Raw genomic sequence first — 22,470 nt, 5'->3', positions numbered from 1 at the left:
TCCGAGGAGCCCGGGTGTGATCGAGGGTCTTGAGGACGTGCCGGAAGAGAATTCCACAATTTACCAAAATCGAAAAGAGCCATCTAGGCCGGCCCGGGGATTATGATATAGTTCCTGATTGGTTGGGAACGCAATGAGCCCGGGACGCAGATCCTTGCCGGAATCTCCTCTCGTCTCCACTGTCGCCCTTCCGCTCTTCGGGTTGTGATGCAACCCGTCTCCACTCGGCCCGGAGATTCAAGCGAGGGCCGTCGTGATTCCGTTTCGCTCAGGAGATCGCAGGTGGGCAAGAAACTCTATGTGGGGAACCTGACCTACAAGGTCACGAGCTCGGAGCTTGAGCAGCTCTTCTCCCAGTTCGGCACGGTCCAGAGCGCCCAGGTCATCACTGACCGTGACACGGGCCGCAGCAAGGGCTTCGGGTTCGTCGAGATGGACACCGACGCCGAGGCGCAGGAGGCCATTCGTGCCCTCCACGATCAGGATCACGGGGGCCGTCGCCTGACGGTCAACGAGGCTCGCCCCCGCGAGGAGCGTCCCGGCGGTCGCGGCGGCGGCGGTGGTGGTTATGGTGGCGGCGGCGGCGGCGGTGGCTATGGTGGCGGCGGCGGTGGCCGCGGCCGTTATTGACATCGAGCCCTGCCCTGACCGACGGTCCACAGGGGTCTCGCCCCGCCAGCCGACCGCTTCACATGCCGACCCATCCGCTGCCGCCAGGATACAGTGGATGGGTTCTCGGTCATGATGTCGAGCCCGCGGGCCATGACCGAAAGCGCAAAAAGCTGCCGCCCGTTCCGATGGGCGGCAGCTTGAAGTCATCGTCCGGGGTGGGTTGACGAGGCTCGCTCAGCGACCGGTTTCGCTGAAGTCCATTTCGAAGTCGCTGAGGTTGATCTGGGCATCGCCCTCGCTGTCGTCGAGCGGCTTCTCGAAGACCTTCGCCCAGCGCTGCGGCTCGCCGTCCATGCCGCGGTGCTGCCCCAGTCGCTCGTTCTCGCGCTGGCAGTCGATGCAGCTATTCGTATAGGGGAGGGCGTTGATCCGAGCCTCGGAGATCTTGCCCCCGCAGAATTCGCACCGGCCATAGACGCCGGCCGCGATCCGCCGGAGGGCATGCTCGATGTGTCCGAGCTCCCGGCTTTCGATCTCGACGAGCTGAGAGCTGATCTCATCGTTCGCGGAGTCGACCGCCGCGTCGACATTATCACCGACACCGCTGACCTGGGAGAACTTATGGAAACTATCCAGGTCGCCATTGATGGCCTTGCGGAGCGCATCACGGCGAGCCATCAGACGGGTCGTGAGGCGGAGTAAAGCGTCTTTGCGGGCCACTGGACACCTCCTGGTGAGTTTCTATAGCATCACAGGTTATCGGGAGCCGATCGGCCACGTCAGGACCGAGATCACGCCCGCCTAACCGGATGATTCATTCAGCGGTTTCAGATTCACTACGATGATAGCTCACGCTCTGTTCGCTCGTGAGCCGCAGTCCATTTTCTCGGCCTCTGTCGTCGGACCGCAGCCCCTGCATTCGGTCCAGGCATATTATGCGCCGTCGGCAAGAGGCAGAGACCTATACTGTCTGGCTCACATTCCTTTACGATCAATCGCGACAAAGGTTTGACGAAATCCCTCGGATTCCCGCCGCATCTTGACGACACCTCGGTTGGGATATCTCCGAGTCCTTTCGTTGTCCGACTGAGCGACCGGCCTCCTCTGGGGAGTATGCAGGAAGCACAGCCTGACGGCGAATCAGGAGGGCAAGGGGGGAGGGATTTCCACCGTATTGTGGTGTGCGAACCGGAAAAATCAACGAAAAAATCCGCGGCCCGGCGGATTCCGCTGAAATCCACTCTTGCCTCGATCGGGCACGCCTATTTCCGCATTCCGACGGCCGGGCGAGGGAGTGTGTAGTCGGAGATGACATGCGGCCGGAGGTCACCGGCGGATCGCAGGAAGTTCACGTAGCGATCCTTGTTCTGGCCGGGGAGGTGGAAGATCCACTGCTCGACCACCTGGCCCCTGGTGCCGCAGAGGACCTTGCTATCGGGTTTCGAGCCGATCTGGCGGAGGACCTCGTCCGTCGACTTGCCTCGCAGGCCGCCGCCAAGGCCCGCCGCGGGAGCCGGGTTGGGGGATGGGTTTTCGGTGGGAGCGGTGGCCGAGAGCTCGACCCATTGATCCTTGTCGAGCCGATAACCCCGGGTCCGAAATGCCTCCGCGATCGCGTTCGTTCCCGGGGCGATCTTCCAGGCCCGATCGAGGAGTTCCTTCGCCGCCGTGCGATCCTGGAGCATCTCCTCGTAGAGAGACGCAAGCTCAACGGGACCATCGGCATCCGTCTCGCTCAGGCGGTCACGCCGGATCCTCAGCCAGGCGCGGAGGAGTTCCTGGGCGGCCCGCGGGTCGTTGAGCCGGTCGCGGTAGATCGCCGCCATCGATCGGGCCTCATCCTTGCGAAGCGTACCCAGGTTCTGCCGGGCTACGCCGAGGCCCTGGGCCAGCAGGCGATTCGCGAGCGGATCCTTGCGTTCCGGGAGCCGTCGTTCAGCCTCCGTCGCCAGCTCGATCGCGGAGATCGGGTCGGCGGCGGCCTTGGCCTCGAGGATCTTCTGCTCCACGTCCCCCCAGAGCCGTCGATCCAGCCCTTTTCGCTGGTCGGCGGCCGCCATTCGGTAGGCACCGGCGGGATCGTTGCGATACGGCTCGTCCCACCTGGCCAGGTTCAGCCGGCCGGAATCCACGTCGCTGGCGGCATTCGGGAAGAAACGCTCGACCGATTTCTGGAGTGCTTCCAGCGACTTCAGCCCGTTCGCCTCCGCGAGCTGGGCGCGAAACGCACGATGGGCCAGGGCCGACGGTTCCGGCTCCTTGACCCCGCGGCGTCTCGCCTCCTCGGCCATCGCGAGCCATTCCCGGGGTGCATCCACGGTCCCCCGGCGACCGTCGGCCTCGAGCCGAAGGGCCTCGGTCAGCACCCCGCGGGCCTTCTCGGAAAGGGCGGCATCCTTGAATTCCGCACCCCGCTTCTCCGCCCAGGCGGCCCAGGCCTTGCGATTCTCGAAGTCGCCGGGAGGTAACGCGGACACCCCCTTCTCCAACCGTTCCAGGTCCGACAGTTGGACGGCCAGAGACGAAACGTCCATGACGAGCTGATCCCCCTCGCGCGCCAGCCTCCCGACGGCGATGACCGGCATCGGCCGAGGCTGGGACCGCGGTCGTTGCGGCCCGCGCAGTCGCAGGACGACGTTCGTCCTCTTCAGATGAAGCTCATCGAAGGGCCCTGAGGGGGTCATGATGTAATGCTTCACCCGGTCATCGACCGAGATCAGCTTGCCGACGAGATCGGCGCGTCGGCCGAGATCGGCCGGCTCGATCGGGACGGCCGCCTCCTGGCCGAGGGACGGCACCCGAGGCAAGGCGAGGATCGCCAGGAAGAGGGCCGAGGCGCCGGCGGTGCGGAGCCGGATCATGGCCGATCTCCTTCCTTCTCGATCCCGTCGAGCTCGAACGTCCCGGACCATCCCAGGGCCTCGAGCGCCTCGTTGTACGTGATCCGGACCCCGCTCTTCGGCTCGAACCGGATCATCCAGCAGCCGGCATCCTTGTCGTAAGCGAACCGGTCCAGACGGGCCCCGATGAGGATGTGATCGCCGACGCGATGGCCGGACTCCTTGAGCAGCTCGAAGTCGCTCAGGTCGAACCGCGCGTAGCGCTCCTGGGCCGCCCCTTCGCCGACCGGGACGACCACGTAATCGATCTCGAAGCGGCCTCGCGGGGCCGAATCGGGCGTGGCCGTGATGGCGGCGTCGATCACCACGGCCCGGCCCTTGTAGACCTGATCGAAGCGCGAAGCCCAGGACTGGGGTGACATCCGGCCGGCCTCGTCGAGGATCGACTCGAGCGAGTCGGTGCTGAGGTCGGCGAGGATGGCCGCCTCGCCGGCCGCCCTGACGATCTCCTCCGCGTCCTCGACACGGCCGCCCAGCGACTCGACCGCCTCTCGGGCCGCGCCCAGGATCTGGTTCGCCCTCTCGAACTTGCCGGCCTTGAGGGCGGGAATCCCCTCTTCCTTCCCCTGGCGTGCGATCTGCGGCAGCTCGCCCCGCCGGGTGCGCCAGCCGCGGATGGCGAACGCGGCCACGATCAGGAACGCGACGGCGGCCACGATCAGGATCGGCCGGCGATCGAGGCCTCGCGCGGGGCGGTCCGGCCTCAACTCCGGGGCGACGAGGGGCCCGGCGGCGGGGCGAAGCTCGGGCGGAGTCTCTCCGCGGGGGCGATCGGCCTTCGGACCCGGCACGGCCCTCGTCGAGGCAGGCCTCTCCGCCGGATTCGCCGGCCTCGGGCCGTCCGGCTTCGATTCGCGCCGGGGTTTCGTCGACTCGGGGAGCGAGAGGTCCGGGTCGTAGGGGCGCGGAGAGACCGGCGGCGGAGGTGCCGGGGGCTCATCGTCCCAGACGATATCCACCTCCCGGCCGATCTCGCGCGGTTCTTCGAAGTCGACCGTGGCCTCGGCCGGTTCCTCGAGCTTCAGGGGGCCCTCATCGGCGGCGACGCGGTCGCGGACGGGCCGCCGCGCGGACGATCTCGCCGGCGGGCTCGGCTCGGGGAGCGGGCTGGCCGGCAGCACGAAGACGCCTTCTCCGCAGGCCGGGCACCTCAGCGCCTGGTATCCCTCGGTCCGCTGACCGCGGACGCGATGGCCGAGCGGGCAGACGACGCTGTAGTACTGTGTCCGCGAGACCGGCGGCGCCGCGACCCCCTTCAGGAAACTCCGCGCCCGGCCGAGCAGATCCAATCCTCCCCCTCCTCGCGCGATTTGTACGGAGCCGGGGGGCCATCCCTCCGGCCCCCGGGAGCAGTGCCGACGACGGTCCGGCCCGAATCGACAGGTGCATGAATTATGGGGGAACGACCCGGGCGGGTCAACGGCTGCGGTCCGGGCGGCCGCCGGTCATCAGAGCCCTTCCGGCTCCCAGAGGGGCCGGAAGCCGTCGGAGATGAGACGGGCGTGGACCTCCTCGACCGTTCGCTGGTCGTGGACGGGAAACTGCTGCCGGCTCTCGACGTCGCACTCGGCTTCCTGGTAGCCCCCCGGGGACGTGGAGCTGCCGGCGCTCATCTGGGTGATGCAGACGCGCGCCAGGCGATCGCGCAGGCTGGCCGACTCGCGGGTGCTGAGGACGAGATTCGCCGTCGGGAACGCCTTGCGGAGGGCGCAGTACGACCGGACGAGCGTGTCGTCGTCGATGAGGAACGGAGGCTGGAATCCTTGCGGGGCCTCGTGGATCCTCGGCAGGCTGAGCGAAAGCTTGAGGCCGGGATAGCGATCGAGGAGGTAACGCCCGTGGGCGACCAGGGCTCGCAATTCCTCCACGTGATCGCCCAGGCCCAGCAAGATCCCCAGGCCGAGGCGTCGGATCCCGGCGTCCGCCGCGCGCTCCGGCCCCTCGACACGCCAGTCATACCACGCCTTCGTCCCTCGGGGATGGTAGGCCGCGTAACGCTCGGGGTCGTAGGTCTCCTGGTAGAGCGTCACGCTCGTCGCGCCGGCCTCGGCGAGCTTGCGGTAACCGGCCGTGGACTGGGGTGCGATCTCGACTCCGACGTGATAGTGGCGGCCCGAGACTGCCCTCACCATGCCGGCGAGGTATTCGCCCGAGACCATCGCCGGATGCTCCCCGGCGACCAGCAGGATGTGGCGGAAATCCCGTCGGCCGAGGATCTCGAGCTCGTCCAGCACCCTGGGGAGGTCGAGCTGGTCCCGCGCCATCGGGTTCGAGTACCGGAACCCGCAATAGAGGCAGTGATTGATGCAGTGATTCGACAGGTAGAGCGGCGCGTAGAGCAGGATCCGCCTCCCGGCCGTGGATCCTCGCTCGCCGAACGTTGCGTCCGTCAGGCCGGCGGCCTCGCGCTCCACGTCCTCGATCCGTCGCCGCGGGTCGAGGCACGCCTCCAAGGCCGCGTCCTCGATCTTTCGCTCCCGGATCGTCGCAAGCTGGGCCTGGAGCGAACGCGGGGGCCGGGGCCGGGAACCGTCGAGCTCGAGCTCGAGGAGGTCGAGCCTCCTCGTGAGCTCGGACTGGTCCTCGCTCAGGCGTCCACCGCGGTGATTGATCACCTGGTAGCGCCAGCGCTCGACCTTCTCCGCGAGCGATCGCCGCCTCTCCTCGCTGGCCGGCGATGCGACGTCCAGTGCCGAGGAGACTTCGCCGAGGAGCCGGAGTCGCACCTCGGGGTGGTCGTTGACCCTCCGGATGAGTTCTTGCAGGTCGTCTTCGAATGCCAGGCCCGGAGGATTGGTCGTCGCCATCAGGTGCACCATTTCGATTGGAAGGCTCGACGGGGGCGCGCGACGCGTGGCCGGGTCGAGAGCGAGCCGGGCCCCGCACGTCGTCGCGGTCGGCCCTGATTCCCATCCCTCAATCTAGCTCCGAGCCTTGTCCATCGAAAGGTGAGAGTCCCTCTGAAACGGGTTGGTCTGGGCGGTCTGGGCGGAGGTCGCGGGCGTTTGGGGCATTTTTTGACACCCCTTTGGGGGGGGCGGTATATTGTCATGGACCCTGGCAGGGACGGGCGAATCAACCCACCGTGGCCGAGATCGTTGCCTTACCTCTCCTCTCGGCGTTGGAGACGCAAGCCGATGTCGCGCTCATCGTCGATCGTCCTGGCCTCCATGGCCCTGACCGCGGGGTTGGTGCTGGGATTCTCGCTGGGGAGGGAGGGGCGTCCGATCCTCGCCCAGGTCGGCGGGGAAGGAGCGGGAACGAAGGCCGCTCGGCCGGCCGCCCCCGAACGTCCCGCGCCGAATCCGGCCTCCGGCCGCCGCACGGACGAGTCCATCTACGACGAGCTCGCCCGGGAATACGAGAAGTTCGATCACGTCAACCGGATGTTCGAGCTGGTCTCTCGCGCCGTCTCGCCGGCCGTGGTCCACATCGTCGCCACCAAGACGACGCGCCACGAGGAGGGTCAGCGCCCCCGCAAGATCGAGGAGACCGGATCGGGCGTCATCGTCCATTGCGACCGCACCCCGGGCCTTTACGTCCTCACCAACCACCATGTCGTCGAGGGGGGCAAGTCCGCCAAGATCAAGATCTACCTCCACGACGGCCGGACGATCGCGCCGGAGCGCGTCTGGAGCGATCCGAAGGCCGATATCGCCGTCCTCAAGCTCGATCGAGACGACCTGCCGGCGGCCCGGATGGGGAACAGCGACACGGCGGTCGTGGGGACCTGGGTCCTCGCCATGGGGAGCCCGTTCGGCCTGATGCACTCGGTCAGCCAGGGGATCATCAGCGCCCGGAGCCGACACATGGATGAGCTCCAGGACGTGGAGAATCAGGACTTCCTCCAGACCGACGCGGCGATCAATCCGGGGAATTCCGGCGGCCCGCTGGTCAACATGAAGGGGGAGGTGGTCGGCATCAATAACTCGATCGCCTCCAACGGCGGGGGGAACGAGGGCGTCGGCTTCAGCATCCCGATCAACCTGGCCCGATGGATCATGAACGAGCTGATCGACCATGGCCGGGTCGTTCGGGGGGCGCTCGGGGTCGACCTCGAGCCGGATTTCAACCAGGAGGTTGCGACCAGACTAGGGCTCGACCGGCCCGTCGGCGCCTGGGTGGGCAAGGTCCATCCGGACTCGCCCGCCGCCCGAGGGGGCCTGCGGGACGGCGACGTCGTGGTCAAGTTCGGCGGCGTTCCGATCCACGACCTGAACCACCTGATCAACGCGGTCTCCATGACCCCCGTGGGCATCCCGGCCGATGTCGTCGTCTGGCGCGACCGCAAGGAGATGTCGATCCAGATCACCGTCGGGGAGCGCGACCGCACGATCCCGGGGTCTCCCTCGCCGTCGCCGCCCCGACGGTCGGAGCCGACGGACCTCGTCCGGAACGCGGAACCAGGGGCAGATGTCGGGGTCCCGACCACCACGACCGCCCTGGGGCTCGAGCTGGCCACGCTCAACCGCCAGATGGCCCTCCGTTACCAGCTCCCCGAGACGATGGCCGGGGCGATCATCGTCGGCATCCAGCCGGATAGCCCCCTGTCCTCGATCTGCCACCCTAACGACGTCCTTTCCAAGGTGAACGATCGTGACGTCAAGACCGCGGAAGAGGCCGTGAAAGCCATCGGGGCGCGGGGCGACCATGAGCGGCTTTTCCTGAGCGTCGATCGGAGGGCCCGCGACGGGCTCGAGCGCTACACGATCCAGGTGCCTTGATGGTCTCCTCAACCCTCACGCGGGCGATCGAGGGGCTCGAGGGCGGCGAATCCCTCTCCGCCGACCAGTGCCGGGACGCCATCCGCGCCATCCTGGATGGCGGCCTGCAGGACCTGGAGGTCGAACGATTCCTGGCGGCGCTCCATCGCAAGGGGGAGACCGCGGAGGAGCTTCACGGTGCGGTGCTCGCCGTCCGCGAGCGGATGATCCCGTTCGACCCGGGCTCGGCCGGCGGGCCCTGCCTGGATACCTGCGGGACCGGCGGGGACGGCGCCCATACGGTCAACATCTCGACGGCGACGGCGGCCGTGGTCGCCTCGTGCGGGGTCCGGGTGGTCAAGCATGGCAATCGTGCCGCCAGCGGCAGCTCCGGGAGCTCCGACGTGCTGGGCCGGCTCGGCGTCGCCATCGATCCGGACACCCCGGCACTCCATCGCTGTCTCGAGGAAATCGGCCTGGTCTTCCTCTTCGCCCCGCGATTCCATCCCGGCCTGCGGGGGGTCGCGGAGATCCGCAGGCGGCTGCCGCATCGGACGATCTTCAACCTGGTGGGCCCGCTCTGCAATCCGGCCTCGCCGACGCACCAGCTCATGGGTGTCCCCTCCGAGGAGCACGCCGCGACCATGGCGGGGGCGCTGGCCAGGGCCGGGCACATCCGCCGGGCCGTGGTCGTCCACGGCTCCGACGGCCTCGATGAGGTGACCCTGGACGGTCCCACGAGGGTCCTGGTCGTGGAAGCCGGCGCGGTGCGTGGCGTCTCGTGGAGCCCGGAGGACTTCGGCCTCCCCCGGACGCCCGCCGCGGCGCTCCGCGTCGAGGGGCCGGACGAGAGCGCGGACCGCCTCCGCCGCCTCTTCGCGGGCGAAGGGGGGCCGGTCCGCGCCGTGGTCCTCGCCAACGCCGCGGCGGCATTGTGGGCGGTCGAGGGAGGCTCCCTGGTGGATCTCGTGGCACGGGCGGCCGCCGCGATCGACTCCGGATCGGTCGCACGCCGCGTGGGCCGCTGGGCCGAGCTGACCGGGGGCGAACGTTGAGCGAGGAGGTCGTCCCGTCGATCGGCGAGCCGTCCGAGGTCGGGCCGGAGCCGGATCCGGGGCCGTCGATCTCGATCCCCGGCGGATCGATCGCCGGCCAGGTCCTCTGGCTGGCCGGTCCCGTCTTCGTGGAACAATCGCTCCTGTACCTGATCGGCCTCTCCGACACGATCGTCGCCGGGCGCTATCTCGAGGCCGACGACCTGGCGGGGGTCACCGTCGCCAACTACCTGCTCTGGGCGATGGGAACGCTCTTCACCATCGCCTCGGTCGGGGGGACGGCGCTCGTCGCCCGGTCGGTCGGGGCGCGGCGGTGGGACGAGGCGGTACGCTTCTGCGGCCAGTCCTTCGTCCTGGGATTCGGCCTGGGATTCGCCGCGCTCCTCTTCATCGAGCTCCTGGCACCCGTGCTCGTCCTCGGCATGAACCTGAGCGGGGCTTCCGCGCACTCCGCCATCGTCTTCCTCCGGATCGTCGGAGCGGCGGCGCCCATGCTCGCCTGCACGGCCGTCGGAAATGCCTGCTTGCGGGGCGCCGGCGACACCCGGACCGGCATGAAGATCATGGTCCTGATGAACGTGGTGAATGTCGGCCTGACCTGGCTCCTGGCCATCGGCTGGGGGCCGGTGCCGGCGCTCGGCCTGGCCGGCATCGCGATCGGCACGGCCTGCGGCGAGGGGATCGGCGGCCTGCTGATGCTGGCAATCCTGGTCCGGGGACGATCGGGGCTGGGCCTGGGGAAGGCGAACCTGCATCCGGATCGGTCGGCCCTGGCCCGGCTCCTGAGGATCAGCCTGCCGGCGGCCGGAGACAGCCTGACCAACGTCGGCTGCCAGCTCTGGTTCCTCCGGCTGATCAACCGGCTGGGGCCCATCGCCACGGCGGCCCACGGCGTGGCCATCCGATGCGAGGCGATCGCCTTCCTGACCATCTCCGCCTTCGCGGTCGCGGCGAGCACGCTGGCGGGGCAATATCTGGGGGCCGGACGTCCGGGCCTGGCGGCCCGGTCGGCGGCGACGGCCTGGACGACGGGGACCGCCTTCCTGTCGCTGCTGGGCGTGCTGCTCTACACTCGGTCCGAGGTCATGCTCCAGGTCTTCCTGGCGGGACGTCAGCCCGAGGTGCTGCGGGAGGGCGCCTCGGTCCTGCGGATCGTCGCGCTGGCCATGCCCGCCCTGGCGACGATCAACGTGCTCAACGGCACGCTCAACGGATCGGGAGACACGCGCTGGCCCTGGCTGATCACCGTCTCCGGCTACCTCGTCATCCGCATCCCGCTGACCTATCTCCTCATCATGCCGTCGACCGCGGGCGGCTACGAGCTGGGGCTCCGAGGAGCATGGATCGCCATGTTCGTGGACCTCCACCTGCGGGCGCTGCTGGTCGGCGCGCGGTTCCTGGGCGGAGGATGGCTGAAGGCCCGCGTCTGATCGACCGGCTCAGCGGAGGGCCTCGGTCGCGGACCGCAGGTCGCGGTCGATGGTGAAGAGTCGGTCCAGGTTGGAGGTCCGGAAGACCTGCTGGAGGATCGGGGAGAGCTCGCAGAGCCGCAGCTTGCCGCGGGTCGAGTCCACCCGGCGCTGGATCAGGATGAACTTGGAGAGGGCGCTGCTGGAGAGCATGCTGACCTCCGAGAAGTCGAGGATCAGCCGGATGGGCGACCCGTCGGCCGGCAGGCTGACGGCGATCTGCTCGGCCACTTCTCGGACCGTACGTTCGTCGAAGAGCTGGTTGTCGGTGAACCGGACGACCTTGATCCCGTCGATGTCTTGGACCTGGATCCGGGCGGAAGTGGCCATGTCAGAAGATCCTGGAGAGGGCGGCGACCTGTCGGGATTGAGCTCCCGGTGCACCGGGAGCCCGGGGTTCATTCGGATTCGGCCTCGGGACGTTTCCGCCGGAGCGGGCTGGACGACGGCCGGCCGCCGAGCGGCGGACGCGACGGGACGGCCGGCCCGGGCGAGGGGGACTCGGCCCCGGCGGCGGGCCCCTTCATGATCAGGTCGAGTGCCGCCTGACGCCCCTCCACGAAATCGAAGAGGGGCTCGAGCTTGCTGGCGCGAAAGACCTCGATGACGGTCGGATCGACGTTGCAGAAGACGAGCCGGCCGCCGTTCTTGCGGGCATCGCGGTGGAGCGTGACGAAATGGCCCAGGGCTGCGGAACCGGCGAATCCCACGCCGCTGAGGTCGATCACGACCTCGGGACGCCCATGCTTCCGGAGATGGGCGTCGTAACGGCCCCGCAGCTCCTGGATCGGGGCGGGGTCCAGACGCCAGCAATCCCAGAACTCCGCGATCAGGATCCCGTCCTGTTCGTGGAGCTGAACCGACGGCTTGAGCATGCTTCACCTGTCCGGAGTGGGGCCCTGACTCGGTCGGTTCCGGTGAAGGGACCAGCGAGAGGAGGGAATGAGCCACCGAGGTCCGCCCATCCTAGCAGACCGTTCACCCGCGGGGCCAGTGGCGAGTTGGCGAGTTGCCGCGCATTGGACTGGCAGCCGGCGCCGGGATTCTCACGGCCTCGCGGCCCTCACACCCGGAGACGGCATGGGGGCGCGGAATCCGGGCAAGGGGCGGGCCTCCTGATCCCCCTCCCGCAAGAGGTAGGCCGCGTCGGCCGGCAGGCCCTCCCAGTGTCCGGTCCGGCCGGACGGCCACCGGACCTCCACGCGATCGATCCGCGTCCTCCGGCCCAGGCCGACGTGGAGCCTCGCATCCGAGGCGGACTGGAAACTCCCCCCGCCGGTCCGCTCGAGCGATCGGCGGAGGTCCCCCGCGATCACCGTAAGCCCCGCGCCGACGGCGTCGCGATTCGACCGGCTCCCCTCGAGCCGGAAGGTCGCGAAGTGACCCGCGGCGCCGACGTTGTGCAGGTAGGCCACCGGCTCATTCTGGGGGAGGAGGATCGCATCGACCCGGCCGTCGTTGTCCAGGTCTCCCACGGCCAGCCCGCGTCCCACCCGCCTGACCTCAAACGGCGCGCCGGCCCGCTCCGAGACGTCGACCAGCCTGAATCCCCCCGGCCCGGCGCGATTCTCGTAGAGCCTCGCGGGCATGGCATACGGGTAATAAGGACGATTGTCGTTCACGTGACCATTCGTGATCATCACGTCGAGCCGCCCGCGGTTGGCGGCATCGAGGAGCCCGATGCCGAAGCCGAGGAGGTAGCGCGTCTCGATCCCCAGCCCGGACGCCCCGCTCTCGTCGGCGAAGAGGTCGCTCCCCAGGTTGCGATACAGGCTCGTCCCCTCGCCGTAGAAGTTGGTCACCAGCAGCTCGGGGCGGCCGTCGCCGTCCAGGTCGCCCGCGGCGACGCCCATCCCCGCCTGGTAGCCGCCGGAGGCGTTCCCCGCCACGCCCGCCATCAGGGCCGACTCCTCGAAGCGGAATCCGCCCTTGTTGAGGAACAGGTAATTCGCCGTGCCGTCGTTGGAGACGAACAGGTCCACCAGGCCGTCGGCGTTCACGTCGGAGGCCACGACGCCGAGCCCCCTGCCCCCCGGATCGACGAAGCCCGCCCCTTCGGTGACGTCGACGAACCGGCCGCGGTCATTGCGGAAGGCGTGGTCCGCGGACGGCTCGACCTTGCTGGGATCGCAGTAGAAATACTCACCCTTCTCGTTCTTGCAGAGGCGCGGATCGGCGGGGTCCCAGATCATGTAATGGCAGACATAGAGGTCCAGGTCGCCGTCGTTGTCCAGGTCGGCAAACGCCGCGGACGTCGGGTTGTCGCGGCGACCAGATAGGCCGGCGATCTCGGTGACGTCCTCGAACGTCCGTCCGTCCCGATTGCGGAGCAGGACGTAGGTGGCCAGGCGGGTCAGGAAGAGGTCGGGGCGGCCGTCGTTGTCGTAGTCGCCGACCGCGACCCCCAGGCCGTAGCCACGCCCTCGCAGGAGAGTCCGAAGGCCCATCGCCTCGGTCACGTCCTGGAAGGTGCCGTCGCCCCGGTTGCGGAAGAGCTTGTCTCCCGGCCCGGTTGTGGACGAGTCCATGCCGGGGTCGAGCGGACCTCCCTGGATGCAGTAGACGTCCAGCCAGCCGTCGCCGTCGAAGTCGATCAGGCCGAGGCCGCCGGACATCGTCTCCGGGAGGAGGAACTGGGGGGTCTTTCCGTTGTCGAAGAGGAACCGGAGGCCGGCCGCCTCGGCGTCGTCGCGGAACGCGAAGGCCGTGGTCGAGGCGGTCGCCCCGGGGTCGCCGTCGCGCTCGGCGGCGAGCGGCCCAGGCTTGCTGTCGGCGGCCGGGCGGAGGTCCGCGAGGCGATCGGCGAGCATGGCCGTATCGGGGACGGGCCCGGCGGCCGCCTTCCGGGTCGGGGCGGAAATCTCGCGGGCAGACGAGAGGATCGTCTCGGAAACGGCCGTCGTGCCGTCGAACCGGACCCGCGCCGGCTCGGGACCCGTGCCGTCCGACGCGGCCCGGGCCAGCAACGACCAGGCCGCCGCGTCGAACTCGCGGTGGAGCGAGGCGGAGAGCGAGGAAAGCTCCCCGGCGTGGGCGAGGAGCCGGCTCTCGTCCAGGAGGACCTTTCGAAACCGGTCCTTGGCCTTATCGGCCTCCGCCTTCTCGCGATGCAATCTCTCGGCCTCCCCCGGCCGGCCGGATTCCAGCGTCACGGCGGCCAGCCGCTCCAGGGCCGGGATGTTCCCAGGGAAGTCGCGGGCCAGGGCCTCGAGCTCGAGCCGTTCGCCGACGCGGTCGCGAGCGACTCGCCGCAGCCAGCAGCGTAGATACGCGACCTCCGCCGGCCCCAGCCGGTCGGCCGGGATGCGCCCCGCGATGGCCCAGAATCGCGTGGGATCGTCCGCGGCCAGCGCCAGGTCGAGTTCCGCGCGGAGCACGGCCGCGTCGGCGGGCCGCTTCTCCACGCAGCGTTCCAGCCAGCGGCGGGCCTCCTCGAAGCGACCGGTCATCGTGGCGTGCCGTCCGCGACCGAGCCAGACGCGGTCATCCTCGGCGTCCGCCTTGTCGAGCACCAGCCCCCACGATTCCACGGGCATCGGCGAGAAGTCGAGGAGCCAGAGCTCCCGGAGGACCGCCGCGGGATCGTCGCTCCGGCACCAGCTCCGGCGGAGGATCTCGCGGACGTCCTCGAACCGGCCTTCGAAGCGAAAGAGTCGGCTCAGAGCCCGCTCGAGCTCATAGGTGCCGGATGCGACGGGGCCCTCGAGCGCCTCCATGAGGACTCGCTCGGCCGGCCCATAGCGCCCGGAGTTGATCAGGTGGGTCGCCCGGAGGAGGGCCGCGCGGGAATGATACGGGCTCTCCTTCCGGATCCGGCTCCACGCGGCCAGGGCGTCATCCCGCCGTCCCCGTGCCAGCTCGCATTCGCCCAGGAGCAGGAGGACCTCCCCATCATGGGTCCAGCGCTCGGCCAGGTCCGCGAGCCGCTGCCTGGCCAGCGCGTGCCGACCCTCCGCCAGGGCCTTCCGCGCGGCGTCGAGATCGGCCTGCCATCCACGTCGTCGTGCGGCCAGGCCCACGACGGCGGCCGCGGCGACGATCCCACCGAGCAGCACGATCCCCACCACCCAGAAGGAACTCGCACGCCGCATCCCTGGACCTCGCACGAGGTGGCTCTATCGTTCGACCTATGATCCGGACCCGGGATCGCCGGCTCGGACGTCATCATCACCGATCGCAATTCCAGCCGACAAGTACCCGTCCCCGGACCGAGCGGCATCGCCAAACCACCTCACCCCGGGTGACCCTGCCGTGCAATCGGGATGAACCCGGGCATTGCGAAAAAACTCCCGGGCCGAACTCTTGCTTTCCGTCGCCGTTGGTGTATAAGGAGCGATCATTGCCTTTGTCAGATGATTGATCGGGTCATCGATCTCCTCCAAGTGGTCGTCTGCGTCCGGCGCGCTGCGTCCGCCTCACCAAGGCGGGTCGTGCTTCATTTCGACGTTTATCGTCGTGCTTCCCTGTCACTTCGGAGTCTCCCGCCGATGTTCAGGTCACGTGCCCGCATCGCCCGAGGGTTCACCCTGATCGAACTCCTCGTGGTGATCGCCATCATCGCAGTCTTGATCGCCCTGCTGTTGCCCGCCGTGCAGTCGGCGCGGGAGGCGGCTCGCAGGGCCCAATGCACCAACCAGTTGAAGCAGCTCGGTCTCGCGGTCCACAACTACCACTCCACCTACAACTGCTTCCCCTCCTACCTGATGTTCCTCGGGCCGGCGGGGGGCGCCAGTTGCTGTCCTCCCAGCAACGGCGGCAACGGGTGGGGCTGGAATGCGAGCTGGGCCGTCGCCCTGCTGCCGAACATCGAGCAAGGGACCCTCTACAACGCCTACAACTCGAGCATCGCCGCGGACGGGCCGCAGAACACGACCGTGACGTACAACGCCCTCCCCGGATTCCTCTGCCCATCCGACGGCATCAAGACCCGGCCCGCCGCCCCCTGGGCCCCGATCAGCTATCGGGGCAATTTCGGCGGATCCGGCTCGATTCGCATGTGGAGCGGGACGATCGTCTCCAACTACACCCGAAATCCGCAGGAGTGGTGGGGCGCGGACTCCAACCTCGCCTTCTTCGGGCTTGAGGGCGTCACCGACGGCAGCAGCAACACCGCGCTGTTCAGCGAGAAGCTGATCGGCGTCAACGGGCCGGCCATCACCGCCTCATCCGGCGGCGGCCTCGCGCTCAGGACGGCATTCGACCTCAAGGGGGCCGATTGGAACACCCATGATTCCGGCAACGTGGCCTACGCCCAGAAGCTCCTGCAGCAGTGTCAGGGCCAGCCTCCGACCACGACCGGGATCGCGAACGGCTGGGTCAATGGCTTCTCCTGGGCACTTGCCTATCCGTGGCACTACTACGTCAACGCGTACAATCACTTCAACACGCCGAACAAGTACACGTGCTTCCTCAACTCCGGAGGCGAGCAGGGTGAATTCGGCGGCGTGACCGGCATCGTCACCGCGACGAGCAACCATCCGGGCGGCGTGAACATGGCCTTCTCCGATGGCTCGGTGAAGTTCATCAAGGATACGATCTCCCAGCCGACCTGGTGGGCCATCGGCACCCGAAACGGTGGCGAGGTCGTTAGCTCCGACGCCTATTGATCGTCGGGCATCGCGGTCTTGATCCGTCCTTCATCGTGGCCCCGGCGTCCGGACTCGACGGCACGCCCGGGTCCACGATCACCGCGAATTCGTCCCCCCGCCCCGCCGCCAGGTCCGTGGTGATCCCGCGGGGCGGAACTCGATGCGGACCATCCTTGCTCGTCAACCCCTCGCCTTGCTCGAACGTCGCAAGGTCGCGGAGAATTTCAACGATGAAGAAACTGATGCGCGTGCCGTCGTGCCTCGCCCTCCTGGGCTTTTGCCTGGCCCTCTCCGGTTGCGGATCGAGCGGGATTGATGAAGGCGTCCCCGCCAACACCGGCTACGTCCCGACCAAGATGCAGCCGAAAGACTACGGCACCGGTAAGAGCAAGCCGACCCTCGGCTCCAAGCCCAAGGCACCGACGGAGTCCTGAGCCGCCCCGGGGTCCGGGACGGATTCCCCCCTTCCCGGGTCGTGATGGCGCCGGCTCCTTGTGACGATCGGTCGAGTTTCATCGTCCGCCCCCGTCCCCCGGAGCCGGCCCTCGTTGGATCAAGCAGCCAGGTGTCGGGTAGAATGCCTCGCCGGGGATTCCATCGCGAGGACGAGGGTTGAGATCATGGCCGAACCCACCGCCGTCCCTTCACGAGGGCTGACGGTTCGGGGCCGTCGCCTGATCTCGGCTCTTGTCCTCGCCGCGCTCGTGGTCGTCGCAATCATCGTAATAGCCCGTCGGGACACCCCCCTTTCCCGCGAGTCGCGGGCCGCCCGTGCCGCGATCGACCAGGGGCGGCCCGTCGATGCCCTCGCCCACCTGGATGCCTGGATCCGGAGCCGTCCGGATTCGGCCGAGGCCCAATTCCTCAAGGCGCGGGCGGAGTTCTCCCTCGGTCACCTCCCGGAGGCCATGCAATGTCTGGATCGGGCCGAACAGCTCGGCCATGACGCAAGGCCCCTCTATCGTCTTCGTGCCCTGGTCTTCACCCAGGCTGGCCTGTTCATCCGAGCGGAGCCGATCCTCCTGAATCTCCTCAACGAGGCGACCGAGCCCGACCCGCCGCTCCTCGAGGCCCTGGCTCGCGTCTATCTCGAGACCTATCGGCTGGAGATGGCCGGAAAGGTCATCCAGAAATGGATCGCCGATTCGCCCCGCGACCCGAAGCCGTTCCTCTGGCAGACCGAGATCGACGCGAGGCTCGAGGAGCACAACCCCCAGGTCGAGGAGCAGCACTTCCGCGAGGCCCTCGACCGCGACCCCGGCCTCGATCGGGCCCGGCTCGGGCTCGCGCGGGCCCTCGCCAAGAATCGCCGCGATGACGAGGCGATCCGGGAATTCGACATCTACATCGCCGCGAATCCGGATGACCCTCGCGGGCTGCTCGGGCTCGGCGAGCTGAGGCTCAAGCGCGGCGAGCTGGACGCCGCGTCGTCCCTGATCGACCGGGCACTCGAGCTCGAGCCCGCCAGCCATGACGCCACCCGTCAACGCGCGTCGCTCGACATCCTCCGCGGCGATACGTCGGCCGCCCTCGTGCATCTGACCGCCGCGATCGAGTCGGATCCGCTCGACCTCGACTCGCTCTATCAGCGGATGCTGATCTACGGCCGGCTCGACCGGAAGCAGGAAGCCCAGGCCGACAAGGATCGGGTCGACAAGCTTCGAGCGGACCAGCTCGAGGTCGTCCAGCTCCGGGATCGCATGATGACCGAGCCGGATCGCCTGGAGCATCGCCTGAAGCTGGCCTCGTGGATGCTCGAACATGGCCGGGACGACCAGGCCATTCGCTGGCTCCGCAACATCCTCGCGAGCCAGCCCCGCAACCCGGAGGCCAACAGGCTGCTGGCCGACTATCACGAGCGGCGTGGAGAGTCCGGCCTGGCGAACCACTATCGCCTCCTCGGCGAGACGGCCCGCCCGTCCCAATGAACCCCGGATCCGTTCGGGATGCCCGTCAGGATCAGGGAGCCGTCTCGTGGAAGAGGGAGCCGTGCCGACCGCAGATCATCGCAGCCCGGCGCGGCGGCGGCGAGGCCTACCGGCTGCCGGCGTTCGACGAGTCGCGGCCTGGGCCCTGGCGGCGACAATCCTGGTCGCCGCCGCATTCGTCGGCACATCGGCCTGGCGTGATCGAAGACTCGATGGCGAGCTCCGCCGCGCCATCGGGGAGATGGATACCGGCCGGCTGAGCCTCGCTCACAAGAGCCTCGCCGAGCTGGTTCGAAGACGGCCCGATCGGGAGGACGTACGTCTCCAGCTCGGCCTCTGCGAGGTGGCCAGGGGGAGCCCCGCGGCGGCGCTCGCGACCCTCTCCGCGATTCCCGCGAATTCCCCCCACTTCGCTCGGGCCGCCGGACCGATGGCGCGGGCGGCCCTGAGCCTCGGGAGGATCGGCGACGCGGAACGGGTCCTGAGGGACGCCGCGGGAATCAACGGGCCCGACGGCGATGAGCTGTCTCGCACGCACGTGATCCTCCTCAACCAGCTCGGGCGTCCCGACGAGGCCAGGCGGTTGCTGGAAGCACGCTGGCGGCTGGCCTCGGGGCCCCCCGCCGCGAAGGAGGAGATCCGGCTGGGGATCCTGAAGGCCCACCTGGGATTGGACCTGGAGCCGTTCCCCCTCGAATTGAACATGAACGTCCTCGAGTCGGGCATGGGCGACCCGGTCGAGGGTGACGCGGCCCTGCTGAGCATCGCCCGGGCCAACCTCTCCGTGCGATCCGGTGCCTTTGATCAGGCCCGCGCCACCCTCGAGCCGCTCCTCTCCCGGCCGGCGGACAACCTCGACGCGTGGAAGGCGTGGCTCAACCTGGCCCTCGCGGCCGGACAGCCGGTCGAGGCGGCACGGGCCGCGTCTCGACTGCCGGCCTCGTCATTCGACGCCGCCTCGATGTACTCACTGGAAGCCTGGTTCGCCGCACGTCGCCATGACTCGGGTGCGGAGCGACGCGCCCTCGAGGGCCTGCTCATGCAGGAACCCGGCCGCGCGGACGCCATGGTCCGACTGTCCCTGCTCGCACTCGAGGCCGGGGATCACGCGGAGGCGGAGCGATATCGCCGGCAGAAGGACGCGCATGACCGCGACTGGGACCGATATCTGACGATCTACAAGTCGAGCAAGCTCGCGGAACACCTGGAGGAGCTTGCCGGCCTCGCCGATCAGCTCGGCCGACCCTTCGAGGCCCGGGCCTTTCGGGAGATCATCGCCGCGAGGGAGCCGGGTGCAACCCCGGCGAGCCCGGCCCCCCCGGTCGGCAACCCCGCGCCGGCCCGCTCGGGGGCGACACTCGCCCAGGCCCTCGGGCTCCCCGCCGATCCGCATGAGCGAGATGTCCTGTTCGCCGGGCCATCCCGCGGCGAGCCCGGCGCCCTGCCCCGGTTCGTCGAGCGGACTCGCGAGGCCGGGCTGGAACGATTCCTCATGGACAACGGCACGAGCCCGATCCACCAGCTCCCGGAGATGTCGAGCGGCGGGGCCGCGGCGTTCGACTACGACGGCGACGGTCGGCTCGACCTCTTCCTCGTCCAGGGAGGCGCGTTTCCCCCCGCCGATCCCAGCGGCCGTTCGGCCGATCGACTCTTCCGCAATCGCGGCGACGGCACCTTCGAGGACGTGACGACCCGCAGCCGCATCGCCGCGTTCAGGGGGGGCTACGGCCACGCCGTCGCCGTGGGCGACTACGACAATGACGGCCATCCCGACCTCTTCGTCACCCGCTGGCGCTCGTACGCGCTGTTTCGCAACCGGGGCGACGGGACGTTCGAGGACGTGACCGAGGCGATGGGCCTGGGGGGAGAACGGGACTGGCCGACCTCGGCCGCCTTCGCCGACCTGGACAATGACGGAGACCTCGATCTCTACGTCTGCCACTATGGTGCCTGGGATCCCGACCATCCGAGGCTCTGCAAGGATCCCTCCGGGACGATCGCCATGACGTGCAACCCGCGCGAGGTCGACGCCATGCCGGATCACGTCTTCCGCAACGAGTTCGCCCGGCGGTTCGTGGACGTCACGCACGAGGCCGGGATGGACGAGCGCGAGGGCCGCGGGCTCGGCGTCGTGGCCGCCGATCTCGACGGCGACAGCCTCGTCGACCTCTTCGTCGCCAACGACACGACGGCGAACTTCTTCTGGCGAAACCTGGGCGGATTCCGGTTCGAGGAGCGAGCCCACCTCGCCGGGCTCGCCGCCAATGCCGCCGGCGGCTTCCAGGCCGGCATGGGGGTCGCCTGCGGAGATGCCGACGGCGACGGCCGCCCCGATCTCGCGGTCACCAACTTCTACGACGAGTCGACGACTCTGTATGCCAACCTCGGCGACGGCTTCTTCGCCGACCGTAGCGCCGCCGCGGGGCTGGCCGCCCCCACGCGCTTCCGGCTCGGCTTCGGCATCTCCTTCCTGGACGCGAACAATGACGGGCATCTCGACCTCATGATCGCCAACGGCTACGTCAGCGACATCCGCCCGCTCTTCCCCTACGCCATGCCGATCCAGCTCTTCCTCGGCGATCCATCGGGCCGCCTTGCGGAGCTACCCGCCGCTCCCGACTCTCCGTTCCGCGTCCCCCACGTCGGCCGGGGCCTGGTCACCGGCGACTTCGACGACGACGGCCTCGTCGACGCGCTCGTCGTGGCCCAGAACGAATCCCCGGTCCTGCTGAAGAACGAATCCAGGCTGCCACATGCTCATTCACTCTGCCTGAAGCTCCGCGGCGTTCAATCCAACCGCGACGGTGTCGGCACGCGCGTCACGGTGGAGGCCGCGGGCCGGCGCTGGGTTTCGCAGCGAATGGGCGGCGGCAGCTACGCCTCGGCGAGCGACGGCCGGCTTCACTTCGGCCTCGGCTCCGCGTCGAAGATCGACTCGGTTCGCGTGAAATGGCCGTCCGGCCACGAGGATCGCTTCCGCGACCTGAAGCCGGACGGCTCTTATGAAATTCGGGAGGGGGACGGCACGCCCAGGCCCCTGGCTCGCCAGCGCTGATCGCGCCCGGCCTCGCCGCGGGGCCGTCAGCCCTTGCCGGCATTGACCACGGGCTGCGTGCCGCGGTCCGAGCAGAGGACGACGAGCAGATTGCCGATCATCGCCGCCTTCTTGTCGTTGTCCAGCTCCACGATCTTCTGATGCGAGAGCCGGTCGAGCGCCATCTCGACCATCCCCACGGCCCCCTCCACGATCTTCTGGCGGGCGGCGATGACCGCCGTCGCCTGCTGCCGCTGGAGCATCGCATGGGCAATCTCCGGGGCATAGGCCAGGTGGCTGATCCTCGCCTCGATCACGTCCACGCCGGCCTGGTGGAGCCGCTCCTGGATCTCGGACTTGAGGTGCTCGGCGACCTCGGCCGTGTGGCTCCGGAGCGCGATCTCCCCCTCGACGTGCGGATCGTACGGGTAACTCAGCGCCAGGTTGCGGATGGCCGCCTCGCTCTGCACGTGGACGAAGTCCGTGAAGTCGTCGACGTGGAAGAGCGCCTCCGCCGTGTCCACGACTCGCCAGACGACCACCGCGGCGATCTCGATCGGGTTGCCGGAGAGGTCATTGACCTTGAGCCGCTCGCTCTCGAAGTTCCGCACCCGGAGCGAGACTCGCTTCTTCGTGTAGAGGGGATTGACCCAGCGCAGGCCGGGTTCTCGGACGGTCCCCTGGTAGTCGCCGAAGAGCTGGAGCACCTTCGCGTCGTTCGGGCCGACCGTGAAGAGTCCGGTGAGCACAACCACGGCTCCCCCCGCCAGGAGGATCGCGGGCAGGATCCAGCCTGGGCTGTTGGTCGCCGCGGCGATGACACAAAGCAGGAACGCCACGCCGATCGTTCCGAGTGCATAAGCCAGCATTGTCCCGCCCGACTTCGGTACGATCAGGACCTCTCGCATCTGGATCGTCGGCTTCGGCTTGCTGTCCCATTCGGCTTCGAGTTGCATCGTCGGAATCTCCCCATCGGGTGGTCTTGATACACGTCGATCGTGTGTTCGACGTCAATCCGCCAGTATTGGAGAGAACGCGGACCGAATCCATGGCCGCCTGAGTGGCGGTGGTCGTCGAAACCTGAAGGGGGTTGCCGAAGTAGGGACCTGAGTGCCGAAGCCGGCGTTTCCGATGCGGCGCCATGATCTTCCGTCGATCCTGGGCCTGGTGCTGCCTCAGGC

Annotated in this window: 16 protein-coding genes; 8 read left to right on the top strand and 8 right to left on the bottom strand. The window is 68.6% G+C overall.

Annotated elements, in window-relative coordinates; translation table 11 throughout:
* Nucleotides 1-282 precede the first annotated feature (282 nt).
* On the top strand, nucleotides 283-630 hold the full coding sequence (gene rbp, locus G6O54_RS03795) for an RNA-binding regulator (RefSeq protein ID WP_165220283.1): 348 nt from the start codon (nucleotides 283-285) through the stop codon (nucleotides 628-630).
* Between the two features lie 216 nt (nucleotides 631-846).
* Here rbp and G6O54_RS03790 read toward each other — a convergent pair whose 3' ends face one another.
* The 4 genes from G6O54_RS03790 to G6O54_RS03775 form a co-directional block, all read right to left on the bottom strand.
* Nucleotides 847-1,290, bottom strand: a complete 444-nt coding sequence (locus tag G6O54_RS03790; protein ID WP_250846704.1) for a TraR/DksA family transcriptional regulator — start codon at nucleotides 1,288-1,290, stop codon at nucleotides 847-849.
* 584 nt (nucleotides 1,291-1,874) lie between these two features.
* Entirely contained in the window at nucleotides 1,875-3,473 is a 1,599-nt protein-coding gene (locus tag G6O54_RS03785; RefSeq protein WP_165220278.1) for a hypothetical protein, read from the bottom strand.
* The gene (locus G6O54_RS03780; RefSeq protein ID WP_165220276.1) at nucleotides 3,470-4,801 is read right to left on the bottom strand and encodes a TFIIB-type zinc ribbon-containing protein; all 1,332 of its coding nucleotides are present in this window, start codon (nucleotides 4,799-4,801) and stop codon (nucleotides 3,470-3,472) included. The genes G6O54_RS03785 and G6O54_RS03780 overlap by 4 nt, the downstream gene beginning before the upstream one ends.
* A gap of 159 nt (nucleotides 4,802-4,960) precedes the next feature.
* Entirely contained in the window at nucleotides 4,961-6,331 is a 1,371-nt protein-coding gene (locus tag G6O54_RS03775; RefSeq protein ID WP_165220274.1) for a radical SAM protein, read from the bottom strand.
* Between the two features lie 318 nt (nucleotides 6,332-6,649).
* Here G6O54_RS03775 and G6O54_RS03770 point away from each other — a divergent pair, with 318 nt between their 5' ends.
* Genes G6O54_RS03770 through G6O54_RS03760 form a run of 3 tightly spaced genes read left to right on the top strand, consistent with a single transcriptional unit; the run spans nucleotide 6,650 to nucleotide 10,700 of the window.
* Nucleotides 6,650-8,236 (top strand): trypsin-like peptidase domain-containing protein, encoded by a 1,587-nt coding sequence (locus G6O54_RS03770; RefSeq protein WP_250846703.1) that lies wholly within the window; start codon nucleotides 6,650-6,652, stop codon nucleotides 8,234-8,236.
* Entirely contained in the window at nucleotides 8,236-9,270 is a 1,035-nt protein-coding gene (gene trpD, locus G6O54_RS03765; protein ID WP_165220272.1) for an anthranilate phosphoribosyltransferase, read from the top strand. Before G6O54_RS03770 ends, trpD begins: the two co-directional genes overlap by 1 nt.
* Complete coding sequence (locus tag G6O54_RS03760) at nucleotides 9,267-10,700, top strand: MATE family efflux transporter (protein WP_250846702.1); 1,434 nt, start codon at nucleotides 9,267-9,269, stop codon at nucleotides 10,698-10,700. The genes trpD and G6O54_RS03760 overlap by 4 nt, the downstream gene beginning before the upstream one ends.
* 9 nt (nucleotides 10,701-10,709) lie before the next feature.
* Here the strand turns inward: G6O54_RS03760 and G6O54_RS03755 are convergent, their stop codons facing one another.
* The 3 genes from G6O54_RS03755 to G6O54_RS03745 form a co-directional block, all read right to left on the bottom strand.
* Entirely contained in the window at nucleotides 10,710-11,069 is a 360-nt protein-coding gene (locus G6O54_RS03755; protein ID WP_165220270.1) for an STAS domain-containing protein, read from the bottom strand.
* A gap of 68 nt (nucleotides 11,070-11,137) precedes the next feature.
* A complete protein-coding gene (locus G6O54_RS03750; RefSeq protein WP_165220267.1) occupies nucleotides 11,138-11,614 on the bottom strand; it encodes an STAS domain-containing protein in 477 nt (158 codons plus the stop codon).
* Nucleotides 11,615-11,785: 171 nt separating this feature from the next.
* Nucleotides 11,786-14,830 carry an FG-GAP-like repeat-containing protein gene (locus G6O54_RS03745; protein WP_165220264.1) on the bottom strand — a complete coding sequence of 1,015 codons (3,045 nt, stop codon included), beginning with the start codon at nucleotides 14,828-14,830 and terminating at the stop codon, nucleotides 11,786-11,788.
* 396 nt (nucleotides 14,831-15,226) lie between these two features.
* On the opposite strand from G6O54_RS03745, the gene G6O54_RS03740 reads away from it, so the two are divergent.
* The 4 genes from G6O54_RS03740 (at nucleotide 15,227) to G6O54_RS03725 (ending at nucleotide 21,310) form a co-directional block, all read left to right on the top strand.
* Nucleotides 15,227-16,345: a DUF1559 domain-containing protein gene (locus tag G6O54_RS03740; protein ID WP_165220261.1), complete on the top strand. Its 1,119-nt coding sequence runs from the start codon at nucleotides 15,227-15,229 to the stop codon at nucleotides 16,343-16,345.
* A 212-nt stretch (nucleotides 16,346-16,557) separates the two neighbouring features.
* Nucleotides 16,558-16,761, top strand: a complete 204-nt coding sequence (locus G6O54_RS03735; RefSeq protein ID WP_165220258.1) for a hypothetical protein — start codon at nucleotides 16,558-16,560, stop codon at nucleotides 16,759-16,761.
* 186 nt (nucleotides 16,762-16,947) lie between these two features.
* Nucleotides 16,948-18,255 (top strand): tetratricopeptide repeat protein, encoded by a 1,308-nt coding sequence (locus tag G6O54_RS03730; RefSeq protein ID WP_165220257.1) that lies wholly within the window; start codon nucleotides 16,948-16,950, stop codon nucleotides 18,253-18,255.
* A gap of 61 nt (nucleotides 18,256-18,316) precedes the next feature.
* Nucleotides 18,317-21,310 carry an FG-GAP-like repeat-containing protein gene (locus tag G6O54_RS03725; RefSeq protein ID WP_165220256.1) on the top strand — a complete coding sequence of 998 codons (2,994 nt, stop codon included), beginning with the start codon at nucleotides 18,317-18,319 and terminating at the stop codon, nucleotides 21,308-21,310.
* Nucleotides 21,311-21,336: 26 nt separating this feature from the next.
* On the opposite strand, the gene G6O54_RS03720 is transcribed toward G6O54_RS03725, so the two are convergent.
* Nucleotides 21,337-22,197, bottom strand: a complete 861-nt coding sequence (locus tag G6O54_RS03720) for an SPFH domain-containing protein (protein WP_439650241.1) — start codon at nucleotides 22,195-22,197, stop codon at nucleotides 21,337-21,339.
* Nucleotides 22,198-22,470: the final 273 nt, after the last annotated feature.

Origin of the sequence: Aquisphaera insulae (assembly GCF_011064615.1) — a bacterium.
GTDB lineage: Bacteria > Planctomycetota > Planctomycetia > Isosphaerales > Isosphaeraceae > Aquisphaera > Aquisphaera insulae.
Note: the sequence above shows the minus strand (reverse complement) of the source record. Positions and strands in the feature narration are given on the sequence as shown.